Source organism: Bacillus cereus group sp. BfR-BA-01380, assembly GCF_022663535.1.
Lineage (GTDB): Bacteria > Bacillota > Bacilli > Bacillales > Bacillaceae_G > Bacillus_A > Bacillus_A cereus_BB.
In genome coordinates this window covers 76,525-96,089 of sequence record NZ_JAKUFS010000005.1, presented here as the reverse complement: position 1 = coordinate 96,089, position 19,565 = coordinate 76,525, and the positions used below count along the sequence as shown (strand labels likewise).

Genomic DNA, 19,565 nt, shown 5'->3' with positions numbered 1-19,565 from the left:
CGAAATATGTTCTACATGAGGTCTGATACTTCGAATAATGCTATATGAAACAATTGGAAAAGAGATTGTTATTAATACTCTAATTGAAATCACCTCCTTATTAAGTAAGCAGAAAAAATACCTAAGCCCAAATAGAGTTCTTTTCAAACCATTCTGCTAATTTAATTATCTTAGATTTTAATAAATCTTCATTTGTGTCTGAAACTATAAAAGATGCTACCTTATCAACACTCATAGTTGCTCCATTAAATTTTTGGCCTTTTGCAGCAGTAACCTGGTAATCAACCACTTGAATAGGAGGATCTCCATCTGGCGGACTTATAAAAGTACCATTTTTTGGTGGGATAATAATCCATCCATATAATTTATTAGGTAAAACTTCTTTATTATAATATTTATCTATGTTTTCAACATTACATTGGGATTGAACCCAAACTTTTAATAAATTCACATCAAAAGCATACTCAATAACATCGTTTACTCTAGCTCCACCTACTCTACTCGCTATTTCACAAAGAATTAGTTCATCATCATCTGTATGAAAGACCTCTGCATGAAATGCTGTATCTGCCGGGGTGGGAAATGATTTAAGGATGTTTGTAACAAAGTCTTTTAATCTCATAGTTAAAGGATTATTTCCATGCAACATGTGACTTCCTAAGTATTTACCTTCTTGGAAAGCCAAGCAGCCATTTACATATATTGAAGGCCAATTTACAATAATTTGGTTATTAACTATGACACCATCAACATGATACATATCACCTTTTATGAATTGCTCTACTTCTAAGTTTTCCTTTATTCCACTCGTTAACAAAACTTTTAGATCCGATTCATTTTTTAATACACTTGTTCCCACGGATCCTGCACTATCTACAGGTTTAACAACCACTGGGTAACCATTTTTATCAATAAAATCAATTAAATCAAGTGCATTAGTAATTTTACTAAAAGTAGGCACTTGCATATTACTCTCCATTGCCTTTTTTTTCATTTTCACTTTATCTCTATAAATTTGCGCACTATCTGTTTTTTGTCCTGGAATCTCAAAAGCTTCACGTAAATAACTAGCTCTAATCAAATCTAGTTCTGATATTGCTATAACCCTTCTAAATTTGAATTTTTTATGTAGCTCTAATGCCCTTGCTTCTACAAAATTATTGATCTCATAATTTTCAAATCCTTCAATATATGCATAATTTTTATTTTTAAATTCTTCAACTCTTTTTGATGCGTTCAATAAAACAATATCTTCACCTAAACTACTTAACCATTCTTCGTATGGAACTTTGTTATGTGAAGATAGGTTTAAAACTAATATACTCAAAATCAACACTCCCATCCGATTTTATTTAACAATAAGGGCACTGTAGTTTTAACCCAAATACACAGACTTTAACCTCATAAATTCTAGTAACCCTTCTCTTCCACACTCTTTTCCATAACCACTTTCCTTGAATCCACCAAATGGTGCATTAATCTGTGTTGGTCTATTATTATTAATTCCAACTATTCCGTAATCCAACTCATTTGCTATCTTTTTTGCTCTAATTAAATCATTAGTATATATATATGCGCACAATCCATAACAACAATCGTTTGCTTCTTCAACGATGTTGTTATCAAAATCGTTAAATTTTAATATTGGTAGTATAGGACCAAAGGTCTCCTCAGATACAACTTTCATCTCTGAATTTACATTTTCTATTAAAGTTGGTTCAAAGAAATACCCTTTTCCTTGACTGCTACTTCCTCTGTAAATTATATTTGCACCTTTTAATAATGCATCTTCTAAATGCTGCTTAACTTTGTTAATAGCTTTATTGTTTATTAAAGGACCAATATCATAATCGTTAGATAAACCATTTCCAATTTTAAGTTTTTTTAGCTTTGTTACTAATAGTTGTATAAATTCATCTGCTATAGTTTCTTCAATATAAAGCCTATTTACACTTGTACAGGTTTGTCCGGCATTGCGAAATTTAGTTTCGATTATATCTTCTGCTGCCTTATTAATATCAGCATCCTTAAATATGATAAAGGGAGCATTTCCTCCCAACTCTAGAATTAATTTTTTTACAGTTATCGCGCTTTCACTAATAATTTTCTTACCAGTACTTGAAGATCCTGTAAATGTTAATAGATCAATCTTTTTACTCGTAGCAAGCTTTCTTCCAACTTCTTCATCTTTGTTAGTTGTAATTAAGTTTAGGACACCTTTCGGTAAAGTTTTAGAGAAATACTCGACCAATTTTATAGCTGACAATGGAGTTTCTGCTGATGGCTTTAAGATAACTGTACAACCTACACACAATGCCGGAATTATTTTCCTTATTACCATACCAACAGGTAAATTCCAAGGTGTTATAGCTGCAACTACTCCTATTGGCTCGTATTTAACAGTGATTTCACGATCCTTTTTATCAGATGTTAAATTATAATTATTTATTCTTAGATTTTCTTCTGTAAAGTAGTTGATATAATCAAGACACTTATCTATTTCACCTATTGCTTCTTTAAAAGGTTTACCTTGTTCTAAAGAAATAATTTCAGCTAAATTATACCTATCTTGTTTTAATTCCTCTAAAAATTGAATAATATACTGATTCCTTTGCTTAGGTGTTAGTATTCTCCAACTCTTAAGGGAATCTTGAGCTGATTGAATTGCTTGATCTACATGTTCTACATCTGCATTACCTACTAGATTTATTACTTCCAAAGTAGAAGGATTATAATTTTTAAAATGTGTATCAGTTTCTACCCAGGAATCATTAATATATAAACTGCTAACTTTTGATTGTAACAATATGCTTGTCATATGAAGCCTCCTATCTTTACTCAGAAAATAGAACGTATAAATCACATAAGTTTAACGATGTTCTAATTCCTGTAATTAATTGAGAAATTTGAAGCAGACCATGATAGGTATTATTATTGTTTAGTATTTCTTCCCAATCTAACCCTTTGTAAATTATCTTTTGGTATGTATCATTTGTTGCCCAAGCTCCTGCGATGCCCTGAATAAAATCGTTACCGTCAGTTGCAAATGATATAAAAGAAGCTGCTCTTTGCAACTGACTTAATTCCTTAGCCATGCACCAGGTGAGCTCCTGGCATCTTCCACCTTTTCCTGTTCCATTTACTTTAACAGTTAGCTCACCCGAAGAGATAATACAGAGCTTTCCTTGTTTTTCGTTTGTCTTATATTTATAGATATTTCCTAAAACCTTCGCTACTTCTTTGACTTCACCTTGAAGAGTTGCAGATAAAATAAAGACCTCATATCCATTATTTCTTGCTACTCTAGCCATGGATTCAGCTACTGAGTTCGTGTCCGCTATAACATTATTGATTATGTTATTTATTGGTCTATCTAACTTTTTGTTAAAATGTGATTCTAATATTTTATCTTTTAAAGCTTTCGATAAATTTAATCTTTCTACTATGTTATTAATATCTTTATCCTTTACATCGTATGGAAATGTTAATCCTGATCCTACAGCTTTTATATCCATTTGAGCATTGTCATTTAAGATAAAGCTAAAAATGTCTGCCTCACCTGTATATTTAAGTATCCCACCTCCATGCAAGTGTGAAATAGCCTTTCTAACCTGGTTGATAGTTGTTACGTCTTCTCCTGATTCTAAAAGGATTCTATTTATTTGTTTTATCTCTGTAAGATTAAAGTGGCTTGTTGGTGACATTAACATTGCGGAAGTTCCACCTGATATTGCGAAAATTACTGCATCATTTTTGGTGAGTTTCTGTGAAGTTAGGTGATTAATCAATTTATTTGCAGAAAAATCACTCAGTTGAGAAGGCTCTGGGTGTGTACTTTGAACATTGATAAATTCCATACTATCTTGAATCTGATCTTCTAGTGAAACAATAAATGTACCTGTAATCTTTTGAGGCAGTAAGTTAATTAATGAATTACTCATTGGTGCTGATACTTTACCGACTGCTATTAGAAATATTCTATCTTTACCTTTTAATTTCTCATCAATAGAGTCTGTTATTAATGCTTTTTTTATAAGGGAATTAATATCAAGATTATTAACACTTTCTAGTACTAAATTTAAATGTTTCGAAACCCTACTTTCTGTTAAAATCATATGAATTAACTCCATTCATATAATACGGATGTACTCTTGGATTTATAGGGAACTCTATTAATTTATTTCCCAAATGAGAATAATAAGGCATAAGAAGCATTTCTAAAACTTTCATAAAAGTTTTAGCGTTACTTTTAGGTTCTCTATTATGTTGAATTGAATAAATAAGATCCTTAGCAACCAATTTTTGATAATCACCATAGGTACTAGTTGGAGATGTTTCTATTCTCCCCCATTTTATATCAGATCTATGGTTTATAAAGGGAGCCGGATAATACCAAATTGAGTGATCTGCATAAGGTGCACGAACCATTAAAATTCCTTTTTCACCATATATGTTTAAGGAATAGGGTTGTTCACTCCGTTCTAGAATATCTAGCTTCTTTGATTGAATTGTTCCAATGATTCCATTGTCAAATTGATATGTTGCAAATATACTATCGCCTGCAATCTTACCTAATCCTTCATTTCCTTCTATGAAGTCACTCTCACTAATGTTAACTCCATCTTTACTAATAAAACCATGCCCTACTATAGGATTTCCTACAATTCTAAGCATCATATCTGCAAAGTGAGGTCCTAAGATTGCAAAATCCTCTCCTCCACCCCTATGATCGTGTTTACAAACACCTTCCATTTTATAAATTTCCCCAATTAGATTATCTTTCAGTAAATTCTTCAACTGAATAAATCTATCTTCATAAGAGAATGGTAAAGATACAGCAATTTTTAAATTTCTTTCTGTTGCTAAAGAAATTAACTCATCTGCTTGCTCTAAATTTTGAACAAATGGTTTTTCACAAAGTACATGACAATTATTTAATAGTGCTTCTTTAACCAGACTATAATGGCAATCTGTAAATCTGGGGGCAACAACAACAATGTCAAGTACTTCTGAATTAAACATCATAGTTTGATGCGGGTAGTAGTTAGCCCCCAACTCCTGTGCTTTCTTAATACCTTCTGTTTTATTAAAATCTGTTAAAGCTACTATATTTGCATGTTCATTATTAACAAAAGCTTGATCTAACCTATGGCCATAATTACCTCTTCCTGTATGTCCGATAATACCAACCTTAAACTTTTGCATAGCTATAACCTTCCTCAATAGGAATATTTTTTAAATTTTCCAACTCATCTAACAATACATTTGGTAGACTTCCTCTATTGGCCAATTCGACGTTAATCTCAAGTTCTTCAATATTTTTTGGACCTGCAAACACAACGTCAACATCTGGGTCACTAATTAAATATCTTAATGCAATTTCTGGCATAGGCATCTCATAATTTCTCGATATTTCATGTAATTTTTTCAACCTCTCTATAAGACTAGGTGTTAAGTCCTTGGGTCTGTTAATTAAAATCTTTTCAACGAAATCTCTATCATTACTAGTTAATAATCCCTGTTTAAATGGAGTTCCAATTGAAATCCCCATATTATTCTTTTTGGCAGCGTCAAAAAATATATCTCTAGATTCCTGCCACAAAACATTGTAGTAATGGACAAAGAGAATCGCATCAAACAACCCTGTGCTACAAAGTTCATTTGCTAAAAAAGGATCTCTAAGAGATATACCAATATTATCAACCAATCCCTCTTTCTTTAAATCTGATAAAACATTCAAAACGGCGGAGTTATCAAACCCTTGCTTCCACCATTCACTCCAATCTGCTTCATGAATCAATAATAAATCAACTTTGTTACGATTTAGTAATCGAAGGCTGAAATCAAATTGAGATCTGATCATAAATTCATTGGTATATGCTTTAGTTCCCAGTTTTCTATATGCTAAAGACTCAAATCTTCCAACCTTGTTAATGATTTTGGTGTCGCTTTCATCGACTGAATCACCAATCAAGTATTCGACATATCCTCCACCATATAAAGGTGCAGTATCTAAGATATTAACTCCTAATAATGCAGCCTTTTTTAATATACTTTGTGCATATTGATAAGAAACCCCCTTATCTGGCGATAAATTATATGTCCCTAAACCTAACTTTGAAGCATTCCATTCTTTGAAAATGTTAGCCATTATATTTTAACTCCTTAATTTTGTTGTAGAAGGTGCTAATGTTCCACCACCATCTATGAAAAACTCTTGTCCAGTTATATAGGAGGATACATCAGACACTAGAAAAACTATTGCGTTAGCGACATCTTCTGGTGTCCCAATTCTTCCTAATGGTATGTTCTTTTTGTGCAAATCAAGAGTTTTATCATCCTTTCTACCATCTCTCCTTATTCTCGGTGAATCTATTTGACTTGGAACTACTGTATTTACATTGATATTGTGAGAAGCTAGCTCTAGTGCCATTTGTTTGCACAATCCTAAAATACCTGCCTTAGCAGAAGCATAACCAACGTTTCTTCCCCAGGTTCCTTTAAAAGCTGCATTTGAAGAAATGAAAATTATTTTCCCGTATTTTTGTTTTATCATATATGGAGCAACATATTTTGAACAAAGAAAACTGCCATGTAAAGTAGTAAGAATCTCCTTCTCCCATTCGAAATTATTAATCTCGTGAATTTTTTTTCCTGGCCCTCCGTTAGCTGCATTATTAATTAAGATATCAATCCTATTATCTTTTAGCTGAATAGTTTCAATCATTCGTTTTACTTCTAAATCATTTGAAACATCTGCAACTATGCTTCTCGCATTCACTTTTAACTTATTTGGCAAAGATGAAATTATTGATTCTAATTGGTCTTGCTCTCTGCCATTAAAGTAAACTATTGCACCTAGTGATAATAACAACTTACCTGTATAAGTACCTACTCCGCCACCACTTGCTCCTGTTATTAAAACTACTTTGTTTTCTAAATTTAAGTTAAACAAACTTATAGCCCCTTTGTCTTAATTCTGTTTCTACACTAAACGGTTCATAAGAGGTCCAAGAATTTCTGATTCTTCTTTCTTCTGCTAAGGAATTTTCTATAGAATTAATTAGATCTATGGATATATCTCTAGGTATAACAATAACGCCATCATCATCACCAAAGATAATGTCACCAGGGTTAACAATTACTCCACCACATACTACAGGGATATTTACGGAACCATACTCAGCAGACACTGGATAATGATAATTTTTCGGTGTCACATTTCTAACAAACGTAGGAAAATTTAATTCTCTAATCCCAGCAGAATCTCTAGTTGAGCCATCAATTATAGCACCTTCCATCCCTTTAACTTGCATTCTTTTTGCAGTTCCATCTCCAAAACATGCATAATCTTCTATTCCATGTGCTGCAACTACGAGTACATCACCAGGTTTAGCTAAATCAATAGCCATTCTTCTAACAGATAAATCTGGTCCGTACGAAGTTATAGCAGGTCCGCAAATTTTCATACCATTTGATAAGGGTTTAATATCCGTTATCATTGCACCGTATTTCCCTAAATGATCGAGAATTATTCCAGTATAAAACTCCTTTAACCTGTTAATTACCTCAGAGCTAGGTCTCTCAATATCTCTAACTACAACTCCCTGCATTTCATGTTTTTTAATTAGTAACGTATTCAAGAAATACACCTCTTTTTTAGAAAATTTGTTATAATCAAAAAATAACGTAACACAAAATTCTCCATAATTCCACCTTTTTCGTGTTAAAATTATGTAAAAAAGTAAGGGAGATGGAATTTTTGTTAATTTTTGATAATGTTTTGTCGATTTCTGACAAAGAAGTGGCGGATTTATTGTCAACAAAAGAGGCAATAGACCTATTAGAAGATTTCTTTACAAAAAACAGAATAGTTACACCATCTAGGAAATACGTTAATTTAGAAAACGAGAGAGTTGTTTTCACTTGTGGTAATGTTGATGATGGAAATATTAGTGGATTCAGAGCTTATTGGCAATTTAATAATAATGAAAAATTTACTGATCATATCACGGTAATAGTAGATAATAAGAAAAATAAACTTAAAGGGATTATTATCGGAAATAATCTCGGGTTTATTAGAACTGGTGCAATTGGGGGGATTGCTATAAAATATCTCTCAAAAGAGAATTCAGAAATTTTAGGAGTTCTTGGTACTGGTCCACAAGCAAAATCGCAAGTACTTTCTGCACTTTATGTACGCGATTTCAGTAAGGTAGTTGTATATTCTCGTAGCTCCACGAATATTTCTAATTTTATTAACGATATTAAAAGAGAGACCTTTAAAAATATTGAATTCATAGGTGCTAAGTGTTACAAGGAAGTAGTTACTCAAGCGGATGTATTAATTTGTGCTACAAACTCAAAAAAACCACTCTTTCCGAAAGAATGGTTAAAACCAGGGGTTCATATCAACGCGATTGGTCCGAAGAACATAAAGGAGCATGAAATAGGCCTTGATGTACTAAATAACTGTGATTTTATATTCACCGATTCACTTAATCAAGTTTATGATTATCCCACAGAAACACTATTATCTACTTGCAACTTATATAACTCAATAATAGATTTGAAAGATTTACTTGAAAAAGATTGTAAAACGATCGAAAGAGGGGAAAATGATATATCCCTTTTCTATTCTGTTGGACTTTCTGGTACTGAAGTATATCTTGGAAATAAAATATTAGATAAATTATATTAATATCAAAGTTTATTTTATTATCACTATAGATACAAAAATGATTGATTATAACAATTACCCAAAATTGAGTTTGCCACTCAAGAAAGAGTTTATTTTTTATAGATGACTAAAAAAGCTCTTTCATAGACTTAAGGGACGCTGTTTATAAAAAATTTTAATCAGATATCTCCTAAAAACCTTGGTTTCATAGCATTTTTGTTAATTGAATCAATTTCATAATTCTCAGTTCTGATATACCAAGGGTTTTAAGGACACAAAAAGGAGTGCCTCCCAAAATTCTTGTATAATGTAAGTGATGGAAAAGCCGTTCTTGTATACCTTTTAATAAAGGTATACAAGAACGGCTTTCTTTGCTATTCATTCCGTATAGCCTGTTAGACGGGGATTATGATTACAAAATGATTTACACACAACCAAATGAATGTAAGACTTGCCCATTATCAATGAGTTCTCTTTGCCAAAAAATCTACAAAATCAAAATAGAGACAGATATTCGAAAATATAGCACCCCAGGCCGTGGATCAAAAGCACGGAAAAAGATTTGCAATCAAAAGAGTGCTGTCGATCAAATCAAGTTACTTATTATTCTCAAAAAACATACTTCTAAAATTCCGCCAATCTAACTCAGGAAAAGAAACAATTATGAAATTGATTTAATTAATAAAAAGTTTCAATCCAAGCACTCTACAAAAAAATCAGATTCTATTTTAGACTTACACTCTTTAATTTAATTTAATCTAATTTAATTTACTGTATTATAAACACCCAAAATATATATATCTATATAATTTTTATTTTTAAATAAATTTGAATTTTGTATAAAATTAAGATAAACTTTAATTATTACTTTTTTAAAGGGGAGAAATTTTATGGATTATCGCAAAGGTTTAGAAGGAATAGTAGCTGCAGAAACTTCAATTGGATTAGTTGATGGGAAAAAGGGGCATTTGGTATACCGTGGCCATTGGGCAAAGGATTTAGCAATTAATAATACGTTTGAGGAAGTTTCCTATCTCATTTGGAATGGTAAGCTACCAAATGAAAGTGAGTTAAAAAATTTTACATTAAAAATGAAAGAATATAGACAAATTCCTACATACATAAAGCAAATTGTAGATCTTCTACCAAAAGATATGGATGTTATGAGTGTCCTCAGAACAGCAATTTCTTCTTTAGGAAACAGTCAATTTAGTTGGCCACCTACTATTGACCAAGCAATGCAATTAACATCTATATTACCTAGTCTTATTGCATACAAGTATAGATTAGACCAAGGTAAAGAATTTATTGAACCAAATCAAGATTTAGATCACGTTTCAAATTTTATATATATGTTAGAAGGTCAAGAACCAACACCTGCTTTTACAAAAGCTCTAAATGCATATTTAGTACTAACTATTGAACATGGTATGAATGCTTCTACTTTTTCATCAAGGGTTGTTGTATCCACAGAATCTGAAATTATTTCTGGTATTTGTGCAGCTATTGGAGCTATGAAAGGTCCCCTTCACGGTGGTGCCCCATCTGAAGTTATAAGCATGCTAGATGAAATTGGTACAATCGATAACATTGAACCATGGATTAGGAATAAATTAGAAACAGGCGGCAAAATTATGGGCTTTGGACACAGAATTTATAAATCACAAGACCCAAGAGCAGAAGCTTTAAAAATTGTTTCACAAGAACTGACTGGTGAAAGTGATTGGTTTGACCTTGCAATTGAAATGGAACAAAAAACTATAGATTTACTAAATGAGTATAAGCCAGGAAGATGTTTATATACGAATGTAGAATTTTTCGCTGCTGCAGTATTAAAAGGAATTTCTTTACCAAAGGAATTATTTACACCAATGTTTACTTCAAGTAGAATAGTTGGCTGGACTGCTCATATACTCGAACAGGCACAAGATAATCGTATTTTTAGACCACAATCTTCTTATGTAGGAAAAAAACCTGAAGAATTATCTCATGCTTAATTATAACGCTACTTTTAGTTTCGAAATGTAAACCCTTTCATTCGTTGCCTTTGAGTCTTCTGGTTGAATTAAAATGAATTATTTGTCCAAAGCTGTTTGAACAATAGAACAGCTTTGGATATAAGCATATTTTTTAAAAAAACAGTATGTATTTATCAATTGAAAATCCAACCGTTTTGTCATTAAAAACCCAGACAAGATTACCTTCTGACCTTCTTTAATGAAGTCCAAATGTTTTAATCGTTTAAATTTTTGTTGGGCATCCATAGATAAATCTGTAAGTGATAAATCTTCTAGGTATTTTTTATAAGGAAATTCCGCCTTACGAAATCAATTATGCTTGGCGGTCTACTTCTAATAAGCCCCCTATATTAATGTCTTTGACAAATAGGTTATTTACAAGTTCTTTCTAATTCTTTTCAATTAGATGGTAGGGGTTTTAACATTGGGTTAACCGTTGATTCACTGTGATACATAATCTCTTTTTTCGAACAATTGATAAAAAAATTCATTATCTCTTCAAATCTTTGAACACTTTTAACATCTCTATTATACAATTCTTCTAATCCTGCCCCAGCTACAAGGTCAAATCTTCTATATTTCAAAAGAAAATCTATAATCGATAACCTCTTACTTACTTCCATTTTATGAGGAAAATAAAAAAAATCCTGAATCCTTTTAATAATATTTGCATCTAACACTATAGATATAGGTTTATATTCCTTGTCACTTAAATAGATGGTTCTTATTTGCTTATATCTATCCTCTTTAACAAATCCCATCTCTTCTACCATCCTTCCTTTTCTAACCGCTTTTCAAGACAATCAGTAGTTATATTTAACATGTTTTTTATCTGCTGTTGTGCTTTGTTTATTTTTTTAGAAATCGTATCTCGTTCAGCCAAAAAGCTAATGTCTTGTAATTCTCTAAAAAATAGAATCATAGACATTTCCAGTTTTATTATTCCAGTGTCTAATGACATTCGTATTAATTCTTTATCCATTCCCATTAAAGGTACTTCAATTATATGAGTTTCTCTGCTTTTTTCAAAAAAACCATAAGCTACATTACCGCCGTTAGACCCAAACAAAGTAACTCCTGGTGCGAACTCTTTTACTTCATAACGTTCGTTGTGTTGTATTAAAACATCAATTGCCCATAATTGTATATATCCATTTTCACCAATCGCACCTTCTGCCCCATTGGATTCTAGTATAAAAGAAACATAGTCTTTTGGAAAACTTATGTTCAATCGGGATTCAATTAAAGTGATATTTTCTAATGATGTAGGTTGTTGTAAAGCTAAATCGTTAATATATTTACGAAACATATCATTCATAATTGATTATTCTTCGTCTTCAAAATTACGTAGGATAGAATGCACGATATTAAAGGAGGCCTGTTTTCAATGCTTCTTCAAGCATTGTATTGAAATCATTATATGTTTTCATCACTGTGCCCGATGGTTTATCAAGTTCTAAGTAAGTACCATCACATAAGTTTTTACAAAACCACGCAATACTTGAATCTCCAAAGAAAAGGTACTCTTTTTGAAATTCATTTTCATACCAAATCTCATTCGTGTCTATAAATCCACAAATGGGTTCGTTTCTTTCTGTTTCTAGCAAGGAAGGGTCAACTCCATAAATAACTAGTCCACCAAAATCTAAACCATTTACGTTTTTAAGAAACTCCTCAAATTCACTCGGTAAATCAACATTAAATTTCTCTTTCACGTGTTCTCTTAATCTGTGAACTTCAGTATCTGTTGCTGGTGTGTTCAAATTAAAGTTAACACTTTTCAGTATATCTTCAATTTCTAAAACTAGATTTTTCCACATATAAAAACCTCTTTCTAAGTATATTTATTCTCCTTTAGGGTAGATATTATATTTTGGTATAGTCCAGCTTATGTCTACACTATCTCCATCTTGTAAGTGTCTAGTTAATGTACGCTGTGTATTAGTTATAGCTTTATGATATGGATGACTTTGTATTAAAGTTAAATTTTCAAATGCGTTTGTTCCTCCGTCGTCTAAAGGAAGATTATGATGTACTTGCCACCCTACTGGAGGTCTTCCTTGTTTCATTAATTCTAGATACCATCTGTTATTCCCGCTTTCTTAAGTTCAGTAAGCTTGACAGGGTCATTTACCAAGGATTTAAGAAACTCTTGTCTTACCCTGCTATCAAAAACTTTCCTAAGTTGTTCAAATTCTTCTCTAGGTCTCTTAGTATAAGTAATGTCATCAACTTTGACGTCCTCAAGAGGTACATCTTTTCCATATAATTTACCAACAAAAACATCTCCATCTGTGGTACTTTTAGTATATTGATAAGGAAATAATTTATTTCTAGCTTCTTGGTAAACATCAACAAAACTAGATTTCAAAGAACCTCCATCAATCCCAGCAAATGAAAATTGATTTCCAAAATTAAATTCAAAGTTATTTAACACATACAATGCATTTCTATATGCGGCAGAATTAGTTATGAACGACTTTCCTTTTGTAAAGCCTGTAACAGCTGCTACTTTCCCTACTTGTCCTGCTTTACTAAGACCTTTATCACCCAGAAACCCCAGCCCTAATGATGCTATACCATAGGTAGCGTAATGCATTCTACTCTCCATATCTCCATTCCAAAATTTTTTTACAAATGAATCAGAGAATGTGTTCCACATTGCGGGAAAAGTTTCCTTGTAGTTACGCCCTTTGCGTTACTTCTACCGATGAATGCCCTAATACCCTCGACAAACTAAACCAATCACCACCATTAAGAATGTAATACTTCGCAAAGTTGTTTCTTAATTGATGGGGTGTAAAATGTACATCTACTTTTTTACCAATGCTTCTAATACTTGCTTCGAAGTTATTGACGTTTAGCATAGTTCCTCTTATCGTAGGAAACAAATATTCAGCATCACTGAACCTATACCAACGCTTTAAATCGTTAGCCATAATATTAGAGAAATACACATAACGTTGTTTTTTATTTTTCGGGTTCGTAATTAGAATACTTTTATTTTTTATATCTAGGTCTTCTGCTTGCATACTGCAACATTCCCCAGCACGTATACCAGTATCAAGAATGAGTTTTATCATGACATAACTTCTAAAGCCATGAAACGTACTTATATCAATCGAATACAGTACTTTTTTTATTTCATCTACTGATAACAATATCTTTTGTTTCCGTTGTGGCTTAATCGTTTCAATATTAGATATCGGATTCTTAATGATATCCCCTTCAACTTCTAAAAAGTTAAAAAACACTTTAATATTACGAAGATAATTAGCAATTGTTGTTTCACTAATGGTTTTTCCATAATCAGTTCTGCGTGTTGGATAATTAATTTGTTCACTAGCTGCATTAGACGTAAATGTATATTTACCACGTTCCCGTAAATATTTAATATACGTCCGAATATGCAAAGGTTTTACTTTATCAACGTTCGTTATTTTTAATTCCCTTTCTAAATATGAAGCAAACAATTTTAACGTTTGGTCATATGATCGAATCGTTTTCCTACTTAAATGCTTTGCATCACAATGAAGTAAAAAGTTTTCGACATTCATCTGAAAATTATTCATACAACAAAAAAACCTCCTATCTATCGGAATAAACTTCTAATCCAATAAATAAAAGGTTTTTAAATTAACCGCCAATTACTTATGTACTTTATTGCCTACATACGTAATTTGTTGGCTATTAAATTTTGTTATGAAATACCCTCAAAACCCTGCCACAACTGCGATTAACTAGCCTTATGTTCAAGCCTCAACTTATCTGCAACCATCGCGATGAATTCGGAATTCGTCGGCTTTGCTTTTGACATGGATACCGTATAGCCAAATAAAGAAGAAATGGACTCAATATTTCCACGGCTCCACGCAACTTCAATCGCATGGCGAATGGCACGTTCCACACGACTTGCTGTTGTATTATATTTCTTTGCGATATCTGGATATAGTACTTTTGTAATTGATCCAAGTAATTCAATGTCGTTATAGACCATAGAAATCGCTTCGCGTAAATACATATATCCTTTAATATGCGCTGGTACACCGATTTCATGAATGATACTCGTAATGCTTGCATCTAAATTTTTCGGTTTTCCATCAGACGTTGTTACAGAACGAAAGGCTGGCAGCGGTCGTTTAATGGTAGCGCTTGATTTTCCACTAACTTGACGAATATGACTTGTTAAATTTTCCATATCAAATGGTTTTAAGATAAAATATGATGCACCTAAATCAACAGCCTTTTTCGTCACATCCTCTTGCCCAAATGCTGTTAACATAATAACATTCGGCTGTTTGAAACGATCAATATGACGCATTTTTTCTAGTACTGCGAGACCATCTAAATGTGGCATAATAATATCAAGAACAAGTACATCCGGTTGTCTCTCTTTTAATAAATTTAAGCACTCTTGACCATTATACGCTACACCAATCACTTCCATATCATCCTGAGCAGCAACATAACTCTCTAACATAGATACAAGTTCTTTATTATCATCCACGAGACACACTTTAATCTTCTCCACAGCTTTTCCTCCCTACTAATGGTTTCTCCCGTTATAAAGTATTACCTTCTAGACTACATGAATTGTTCGACAATTATGTGAAAATCCCCTTTAAAACTTTCTTAAATTCCGAAAAAATCACAAAAAAACATTTTTATCGTCCATTTCTTAGTGTTCTTTTACATATTCCATCATATGGTTACAGCTAAATATGTATGCTCTACTTTTATTTTACAACAAAAAACACCTATTGCGAAATTTTTGTAACATTTCAATGGCTTTACAAGAAAAATTTTTTATCAATAAGGAGTCCTCTTCTTCTCCCCCTATTTAAAAATAACAAAAAACAAGCTGAATATATTCAGCTTGCTTTTTTCTGATCTGTATAAATATTAATTCCTGCTTCATGTAGCATCCACTCAATATGAACACCATATCCAGATGTTGGATCGTTGACAAATACGTGTGTGACAGCCCCTACTAATTTTCCATCTTGTACAATAGGACTACCACTCATTCCTTGTACGATCCCACCTGTTTTTTCTAACAAGCGTTTATCTGTAATCTTTACAACCATTCCTTTTGTCGCAGGGAATTTTTGCGGAACTGTACTTACAATTTCTATATCGAATGCTTCTACTTTATCTTGATTAATAACTGTCAAAATTTTCGCAGGTCCTTCTTTCACTTGATGGGAAAGAGCAATCGGAAGTGCTTCATCCATAATTCCATTTTTCATTTCTGTATTTAACTTACCAAAAATACCAAATGGACTATTCGTTGTAATATTACCAATAACTTCATGATCTGGTGAGAATCTTGCTAGTTTTTCACCAGGATCTCCATTACTCCCTCGTTCAATAGACGTTACTGTCGAGCGGACAATTTGTCCATCTTCAACTTGAATTGGCTTTTTCGTATCATTGTCAGAAATCACATGACCAAGCGCGCCATATTTCCTTGATTCCGGATGAATGAATGTCATCGTTCCAATACCTGCAGCTGAGTCACGAATGTACAAGCCAATTCGATATGACTGTTCTCCGCCATCTTTTTGTGGAGTTAATTTTGTTCGAATATATTTCCCATCCCTTAGCAAAACAAGATTAAGCGATTCCCCTGTTTTCCCGCTATCATGAATAAATGGTGCAATATCACTCATTCGTTCAATTGTCTTACCATTTATTTCAGTAATCATATCCCCTACTTGCACACCTGCAAGTTCACCTGGGGATACCTTTCCTTTTTCTGTTTGAATTAAATGATGTCCTACAACAAGTACCCCTTTTGCATTTAATTTCACGCCAATTGATTGCCCACCTGGAACTACTTTAAAATCTTTTAATACTTTCACATTTACTTTTTTCACGGGTAATCCTGCAAGCTCATAAACCATATCAGCTGCTCCGCTTTCATGCGCATTTACCGCAATTGTTTTTTCACTAGCACGCCCAGAAGCAATCGTAAAAATCGTTTCATCAGTTGATTTTGTTTGAAATACAGGCAAAGAAGATACTTGTGAATCTTGATTTTGAAATACAACAAGTTGCTTCGGAAGTGAAATAAACTCACGAAGCGGTTTATAACACCCAATAAAGACAAGCGAAACAAGGAGACAGATCCCTATGATTTTTCGAAATTGCTCTAATTTCAATCTTTTCACTCTCCTCGCTCCTAACCCACATTCAGCCTAGAGGCTTCATTATTTAATGTCTCCTTGCTATCCTTTCTTTATAACCGGAAGAATTAAGAAATCATTATTGTTAACAAAAAAGCTATCCATTATTGGATAGCCTCTGCTGTTTGTTTAAAACGATGTGCCTGCGAAAGTAACTCTCTTGCATGTTCCGTCGTTAAATCAGTAATTTCCACACCAGAAATCATGCGAGCAATTTCTGTTACTTTCTCTTCCTGACTAAGTACAGTAACAGATGTAACCGTTCGTTCATTCACAATTTGTTTACGAATAAATAAATGCGAATCTGCCATAGACGCAACTTGTGGTAAATGTGTAATACATAGCACTTGTGAATTAACAGAAACACGATAAATCTTTTCCGCAATCGCCTGTGCAACGCGCCCACTTACTCCAGTGTCTACCTCATCGAAAATAACAGAGGCAACACCTTGATGTTTAGAGAAAATACTCTTTAACGCTAATATAATACGGGATAATTCTCCTCCCGAAGCTACTTTAGAAAGCGGCTTTAACGGTTCTCCTGGATTTGTGGAAATATAAAATTCCACATCGTCATACCCATCTTGTGTCATTTTGACAGGAGCTCCTTCAACAAGAGGATCATCAATTGTCCCTTCTTTTTTCTTTATCATCACTTCGAATTTTGTTTTTTCCATGTACAGCTCTTTTAATTCTTGATGAATCGCCGTTGTTAATCGATTCGCAAGGTCATGGCGCATATCACTTAGCAGTTTCGCTTCTTCCACTATAAGCTGCTCGATTTCTTTTAGTTTCTTTTTTGTCGTTTCAATGTGTACATCTTTATTTTCAATCGTAAATATCTCTTTTTCAATTTCATCCGCATACGCCAAAATCTCTTCTACAGTATTTCCATATTTGCGCTTTAACATACGAATTTCATTTAAACGTGTTTCAATTTCGTCCAAACGATTTGGATCATATTCCATCATATCTAACTTTTCGCGGAGTTGATAAGCTACTTCTTCTAATAAATAATAACTATTTGCAATCGCATCGTAGTTTTCTTGATATGCAATATCCAAATCCGTAATGCTCTCCATCTGGTTCATCGCATTCCGAATATGATCTAAACCAGAACGGTCTTCCGTTAAAGAACGATACGAATCACCCAGTGCCTTATAAATCTTTTCGAAGTTCGAAATCTTCAATCGTTCTTCTAATAAATTTTGCTCTTCATCTATTTTCAATCCCGCATTTCGAATCTCTTCATGTTGAAATTGGATCAAATCTAAACGATGTGCCATTTGTTGTTCATTCTCTGTTAAAGAGTGCAATTGTTTTTTTAATTGCTCATATTCCCTATACACATTTTGATACTTTTCTAACTGAACTAAAATATGATCTCCCTCAAAATGATCAAGCATAAATAAATGGCGGTCTTCATTCATTAAATCTTGCGTTTCATGTTGCCCATGAATATCAACAAGTGTTTTTCCAATTTCCTTTAATGTACTTAATGTAACAAGCTTTCCATTGACGCGGCATACACTTTTCCCATTCACAGAAATATCCCGTTTTAAAATGATCATGCCATCTTCTAGTTCAATATCAAGTTCTTCTGCTTTCATAGCACAAGGATGCTGTTCATCTTCAATATAAAATAACCCTTCAATTTCAGCTTTATCTGTCCCATAACGTACAAATTCCGCTGAGCCGCGTCCTCCAACAAGGAGACTAATCGCATCAATAATGATGGATTTTCCTGCGCCCGTTTCACCACTTAAAACAGTGAGCCCTTTTTGAAAAGAAATATTTAATGATTCAATAATAGCAAAGTTTCTAATCGATAATTCCGATAACAATGCCTCATTCACCTCGTTATTTCATTCACACTCCGCACGGGAGGCTTAAACTATTCGCACACACATTCTTCTGTTACTTTTTTCATGAAGAATATGTTATGTAACCTGCTTATTGTAACAAACATTTGTTTTTACGGTCAATGCAACAATACTGATATTCCTATATGGAAATATATATTTTCACATGCTATTTTAGGATTTTTTATTTCTCCATAACAAAAATATCTTGTCTACTTTTTACTCTTCTGAGCAATAAAGCAAACAAGATTTCTTTGTTACAGCATATTTAAGAAGCGATTCGATACAACTCCTGTATCTTCAGGTGTACGACAAATAATTAAACACGTATCATCACCGCAAATTGTACCAATAATTTCATCCCACTCTAAATGATCAATCAACGCACCGAGAGCATGTGCATTACCTGGCAATGTCTTTAACACAAGCATATGACCAGCTGCATCTAATTTAACAAACGAATCAACAAGATTACGTTTTAATTTTTGAAGTGGATTAAAACGTTGATCGGCTGGTAAGCTATATTTATACCGTCCATCATGAAGTGGTACCTTTACTAAATGTAACTCTTTAATATCTCGCGATACCGTTGCTTGTGTTACATTAAAACCTTCATTACGTAAAATATCCACTAGTTCATCTTGCGTTTCAATTTCTTTATTCGCAATAATTTCTCGAATTTTAATATGGCGCTGCCCTTTATTCATATTTTTGCACCTCGCACTATCTCTTACCGTAGTTTTACCATTATTATACTTCACTTATTTATGTTAACGTATAATTGGCTACTTGTACATAATTGTTTTTACAATCATTA

The 19,565-nt window shown here is 32.9% G+C and carries 17 protein-coding genes and 1 pseudogene; 2 read left to right on the top strand and 16 right to left on the bottom strand.

The features are described from left to right. Positions 1-121 precede the first annotated feature (121 nt). Genes MR076_RS06595 through MR076_RS06565 form a run of 7 tightly spaced genes read right to left on the bottom strand, consistent with a single transcriptional unit; the run spans position 122 to position 7,643 of the window. On the bottom strand, positions 122-1,327 hold the full coding sequence (locus MR076_RS06595; RefSeq protein WP_242218895.1) for an ATP-grasp domain-containing protein: 1,206 nt from the start codon (positions 1,325-1,327) through the stop codon (positions 122-124). A gap of 48 nt (positions 1,328-1,375) precedes the next feature. Next, on the bottom strand, positions 1,376-2,818 hold the full coding sequence (locus MR076_RS06590) for an NAD-dependent succinate-semialdehyde dehydrogenase (RefSeq protein ID WP_242218893.1): 1,443 nt from the start codon (positions 2,816-2,818) through the stop codon (positions 1,376-1,378). A 16-nt stretch (positions 2,819-2,834) separates the two neighbouring features. Beyond that, the gene (locus tag MR076_RS06585; RefSeq protein ID WP_242218891.1) at positions 2,835-4,115 is read right to left on the bottom strand and encodes a DUF4147 domain-containing protein; all 1,281 of its coding nucleotides are present in this window, start codon (positions 4,113-4,115) and stop codon (positions 2,835-2,837) included. Further along, positions 4,096-5,205, bottom strand: coding sequence for a Gfo/Idh/MocA family protein (locus MR076_RS06580; protein ID WP_242218889.1), 1,110 nt, complete (start codon positions 5,203-5,205; stop codon positions 4,096-4,098). Before MR076_RS06580 ends, MR076_RS06585 begins: the two co-directional genes overlap by 20 nt. Further along, a complete protein-coding gene (locus MR076_RS06575; protein WP_242218887.1) occupies positions 5,192-6,151 on the bottom strand; it encodes an aldo/keto reductase in 960 nt (319 codons plus the stop codon). Before MR076_RS06575 ends, MR076_RS06580 begins: the two co-directional genes overlap by 14 nt. A 6-nt stretch (positions 6,152-6,157) precedes the next feature. Further along, positions 6,158-6,955, bottom strand: coding sequence for an SDR family NAD(P)-dependent oxidoreductase (locus MR076_RS06570; protein WP_242218885.1), 798 nt, complete (start codon positions 6,953-6,955; stop codon positions 6,158-6,160). Beyond that, the gene (locus MR076_RS06565; RefSeq protein ID WP_242218883.1) at positions 6,948-7,643 is read right to left on the bottom strand and encodes an RraA family protein; all 696 of its coding nucleotides are present in this window, start codon (positions 7,641-7,643) and stop codon (positions 6,948-6,950) included. Before MR076_RS06565 ends, MR076_RS06570 begins: the two co-directional genes overlap by 8 nt. 119 nt (positions 7,644-7,762) lie before the next feature. Between MR076_RS06565 and MR076_RS06560 the strand changes: the two genes are divergently transcribed. Further along, positions 7,763-8,701 carry a hypothetical protein gene (locus tag MR076_RS06560; protein WP_242218881.1) on the top strand — a complete coding sequence of 313 codons (939 nt, stop codon included), beginning with the start codon at positions 7,763-7,765 and terminating at the stop codon, positions 8,699-8,701. Between the two features lie 869 nt (positions 8,702-9,570). Next, entirely contained in the window at positions 9,571-10,677 is a 1,107-nt protein-coding gene (locus MR076_RS06555) for a citrate synthase/methylcitrate synthase (protein ID WP_242218879.1), read from the top strand. Between the two features lie 419 nt (positions 10,678-11,096). Here the strand turns inward: MR076_RS06555 and MR076_RS06550 are convergent, their stop codons facing one another. The 9 genes and pseudogenes from MR076_RS06550 to argR all read right to left on the bottom strand — a co-directional run bounded on the left by MR076_RS06550 (position 11,097) and on the right by argR (position 19,455). Next, positions 11,097-11,459, bottom strand: coding sequence for a hypothetical protein (locus MR076_RS06550; protein WP_242218877.1), 363 nt, complete (start codon positions 11,457-11,459; stop codon positions 11,097-11,099). 5 nt (positions 11,460-11,464) lie between these two features. Then, positions 11,465-12,016 carry an SMI1/KNR4 family protein gene (locus MR076_RS06545; protein ID WP_242218875.1) on the bottom strand — a complete coding sequence of 184 codons (552 nt, stop codon included), beginning with the start codon at positions 12,014-12,016 and terminating at the stop codon, positions 11,465-11,467. A 49-nt stretch (positions 12,017-12,065) separates the two neighbouring features. Continuing rightward, the gene (locus MR076_RS06540) at positions 12,066-12,518 is read right to left on the bottom strand and encodes a YrhA family protein (RefSeq protein ID WP_242218873.1); all 453 of its coding nucleotides are present in this window, start codon (positions 12,516-12,518) and stop codon (positions 12,066-12,068) included. Between the two features lie 24 nt (positions 12,519-12,542). Next, positions 12,543-13,384, bottom strand: a pseudogene (locus tag MR076_RS06535) (HNH endonuclease signature motif containing protein); the annotation flags it as partial. After that, positions 13,383-14,270: a tyrosine-type recombinase/integrase gene (locus tag MR076_RS06530; RefSeq protein ID WP_242218871.1), complete on the bottom strand. Its 888-nt coding sequence runs from the start codon at positions 14,268-14,270 to the stop codon at positions 13,383-13,385. The gene MR076_RS06530 and the pseudogene MR076_RS06535, both read right to left, overlap by 2 nt. A 164-nt stretch (positions 14,271-14,434) precedes the next feature. After that, positions 14,435-15,229, bottom strand: a complete 795-nt coding sequence (gene spo0A, locus MR076_RS06525) for a sporulation transcription factor Spo0A (protein ID WP_090913927.1) — start codon at positions 15,227-15,229, stop codon at positions 14,435-14,437. Between the two features lie 340 nt (positions 15,230-15,569). Continuing rightward, entirely contained in the window at positions 15,570-16,871 is a 1,302-nt protein-coding gene (spoIVB, locus tag MR076_RS06520) for a SpoIVB peptidase (protein WP_242218869.1), read from the bottom strand. A gap of 119 nt (positions 16,872-16,990) precedes the next feature. Then, positions 16,991-18,730: a DNA repair protein RecN gene (gene recN / locus MR076_RS06515; RefSeq protein ID WP_242218867.1), complete on the bottom strand. Its 1,740-nt coding sequence runs from the start codon at positions 18,728-18,730 to the stop codon at positions 16,991-16,993. A gap of 275 nt (positions 18,731-19,005) precedes the next feature. Then, the gene (gene argR / locus MR076_RS06510) at positions 19,006-19,455 is read right to left on the bottom strand and encodes an arginine repressor ArgR (protein ID WP_242218865.1); all 450 of its coding nucleotides are present in this window, start codon (positions 19,453-19,455) and stop codon (positions 19,006-19,008) included. Positions 19,456-19,565: the final 110 nt, after the last annotated feature.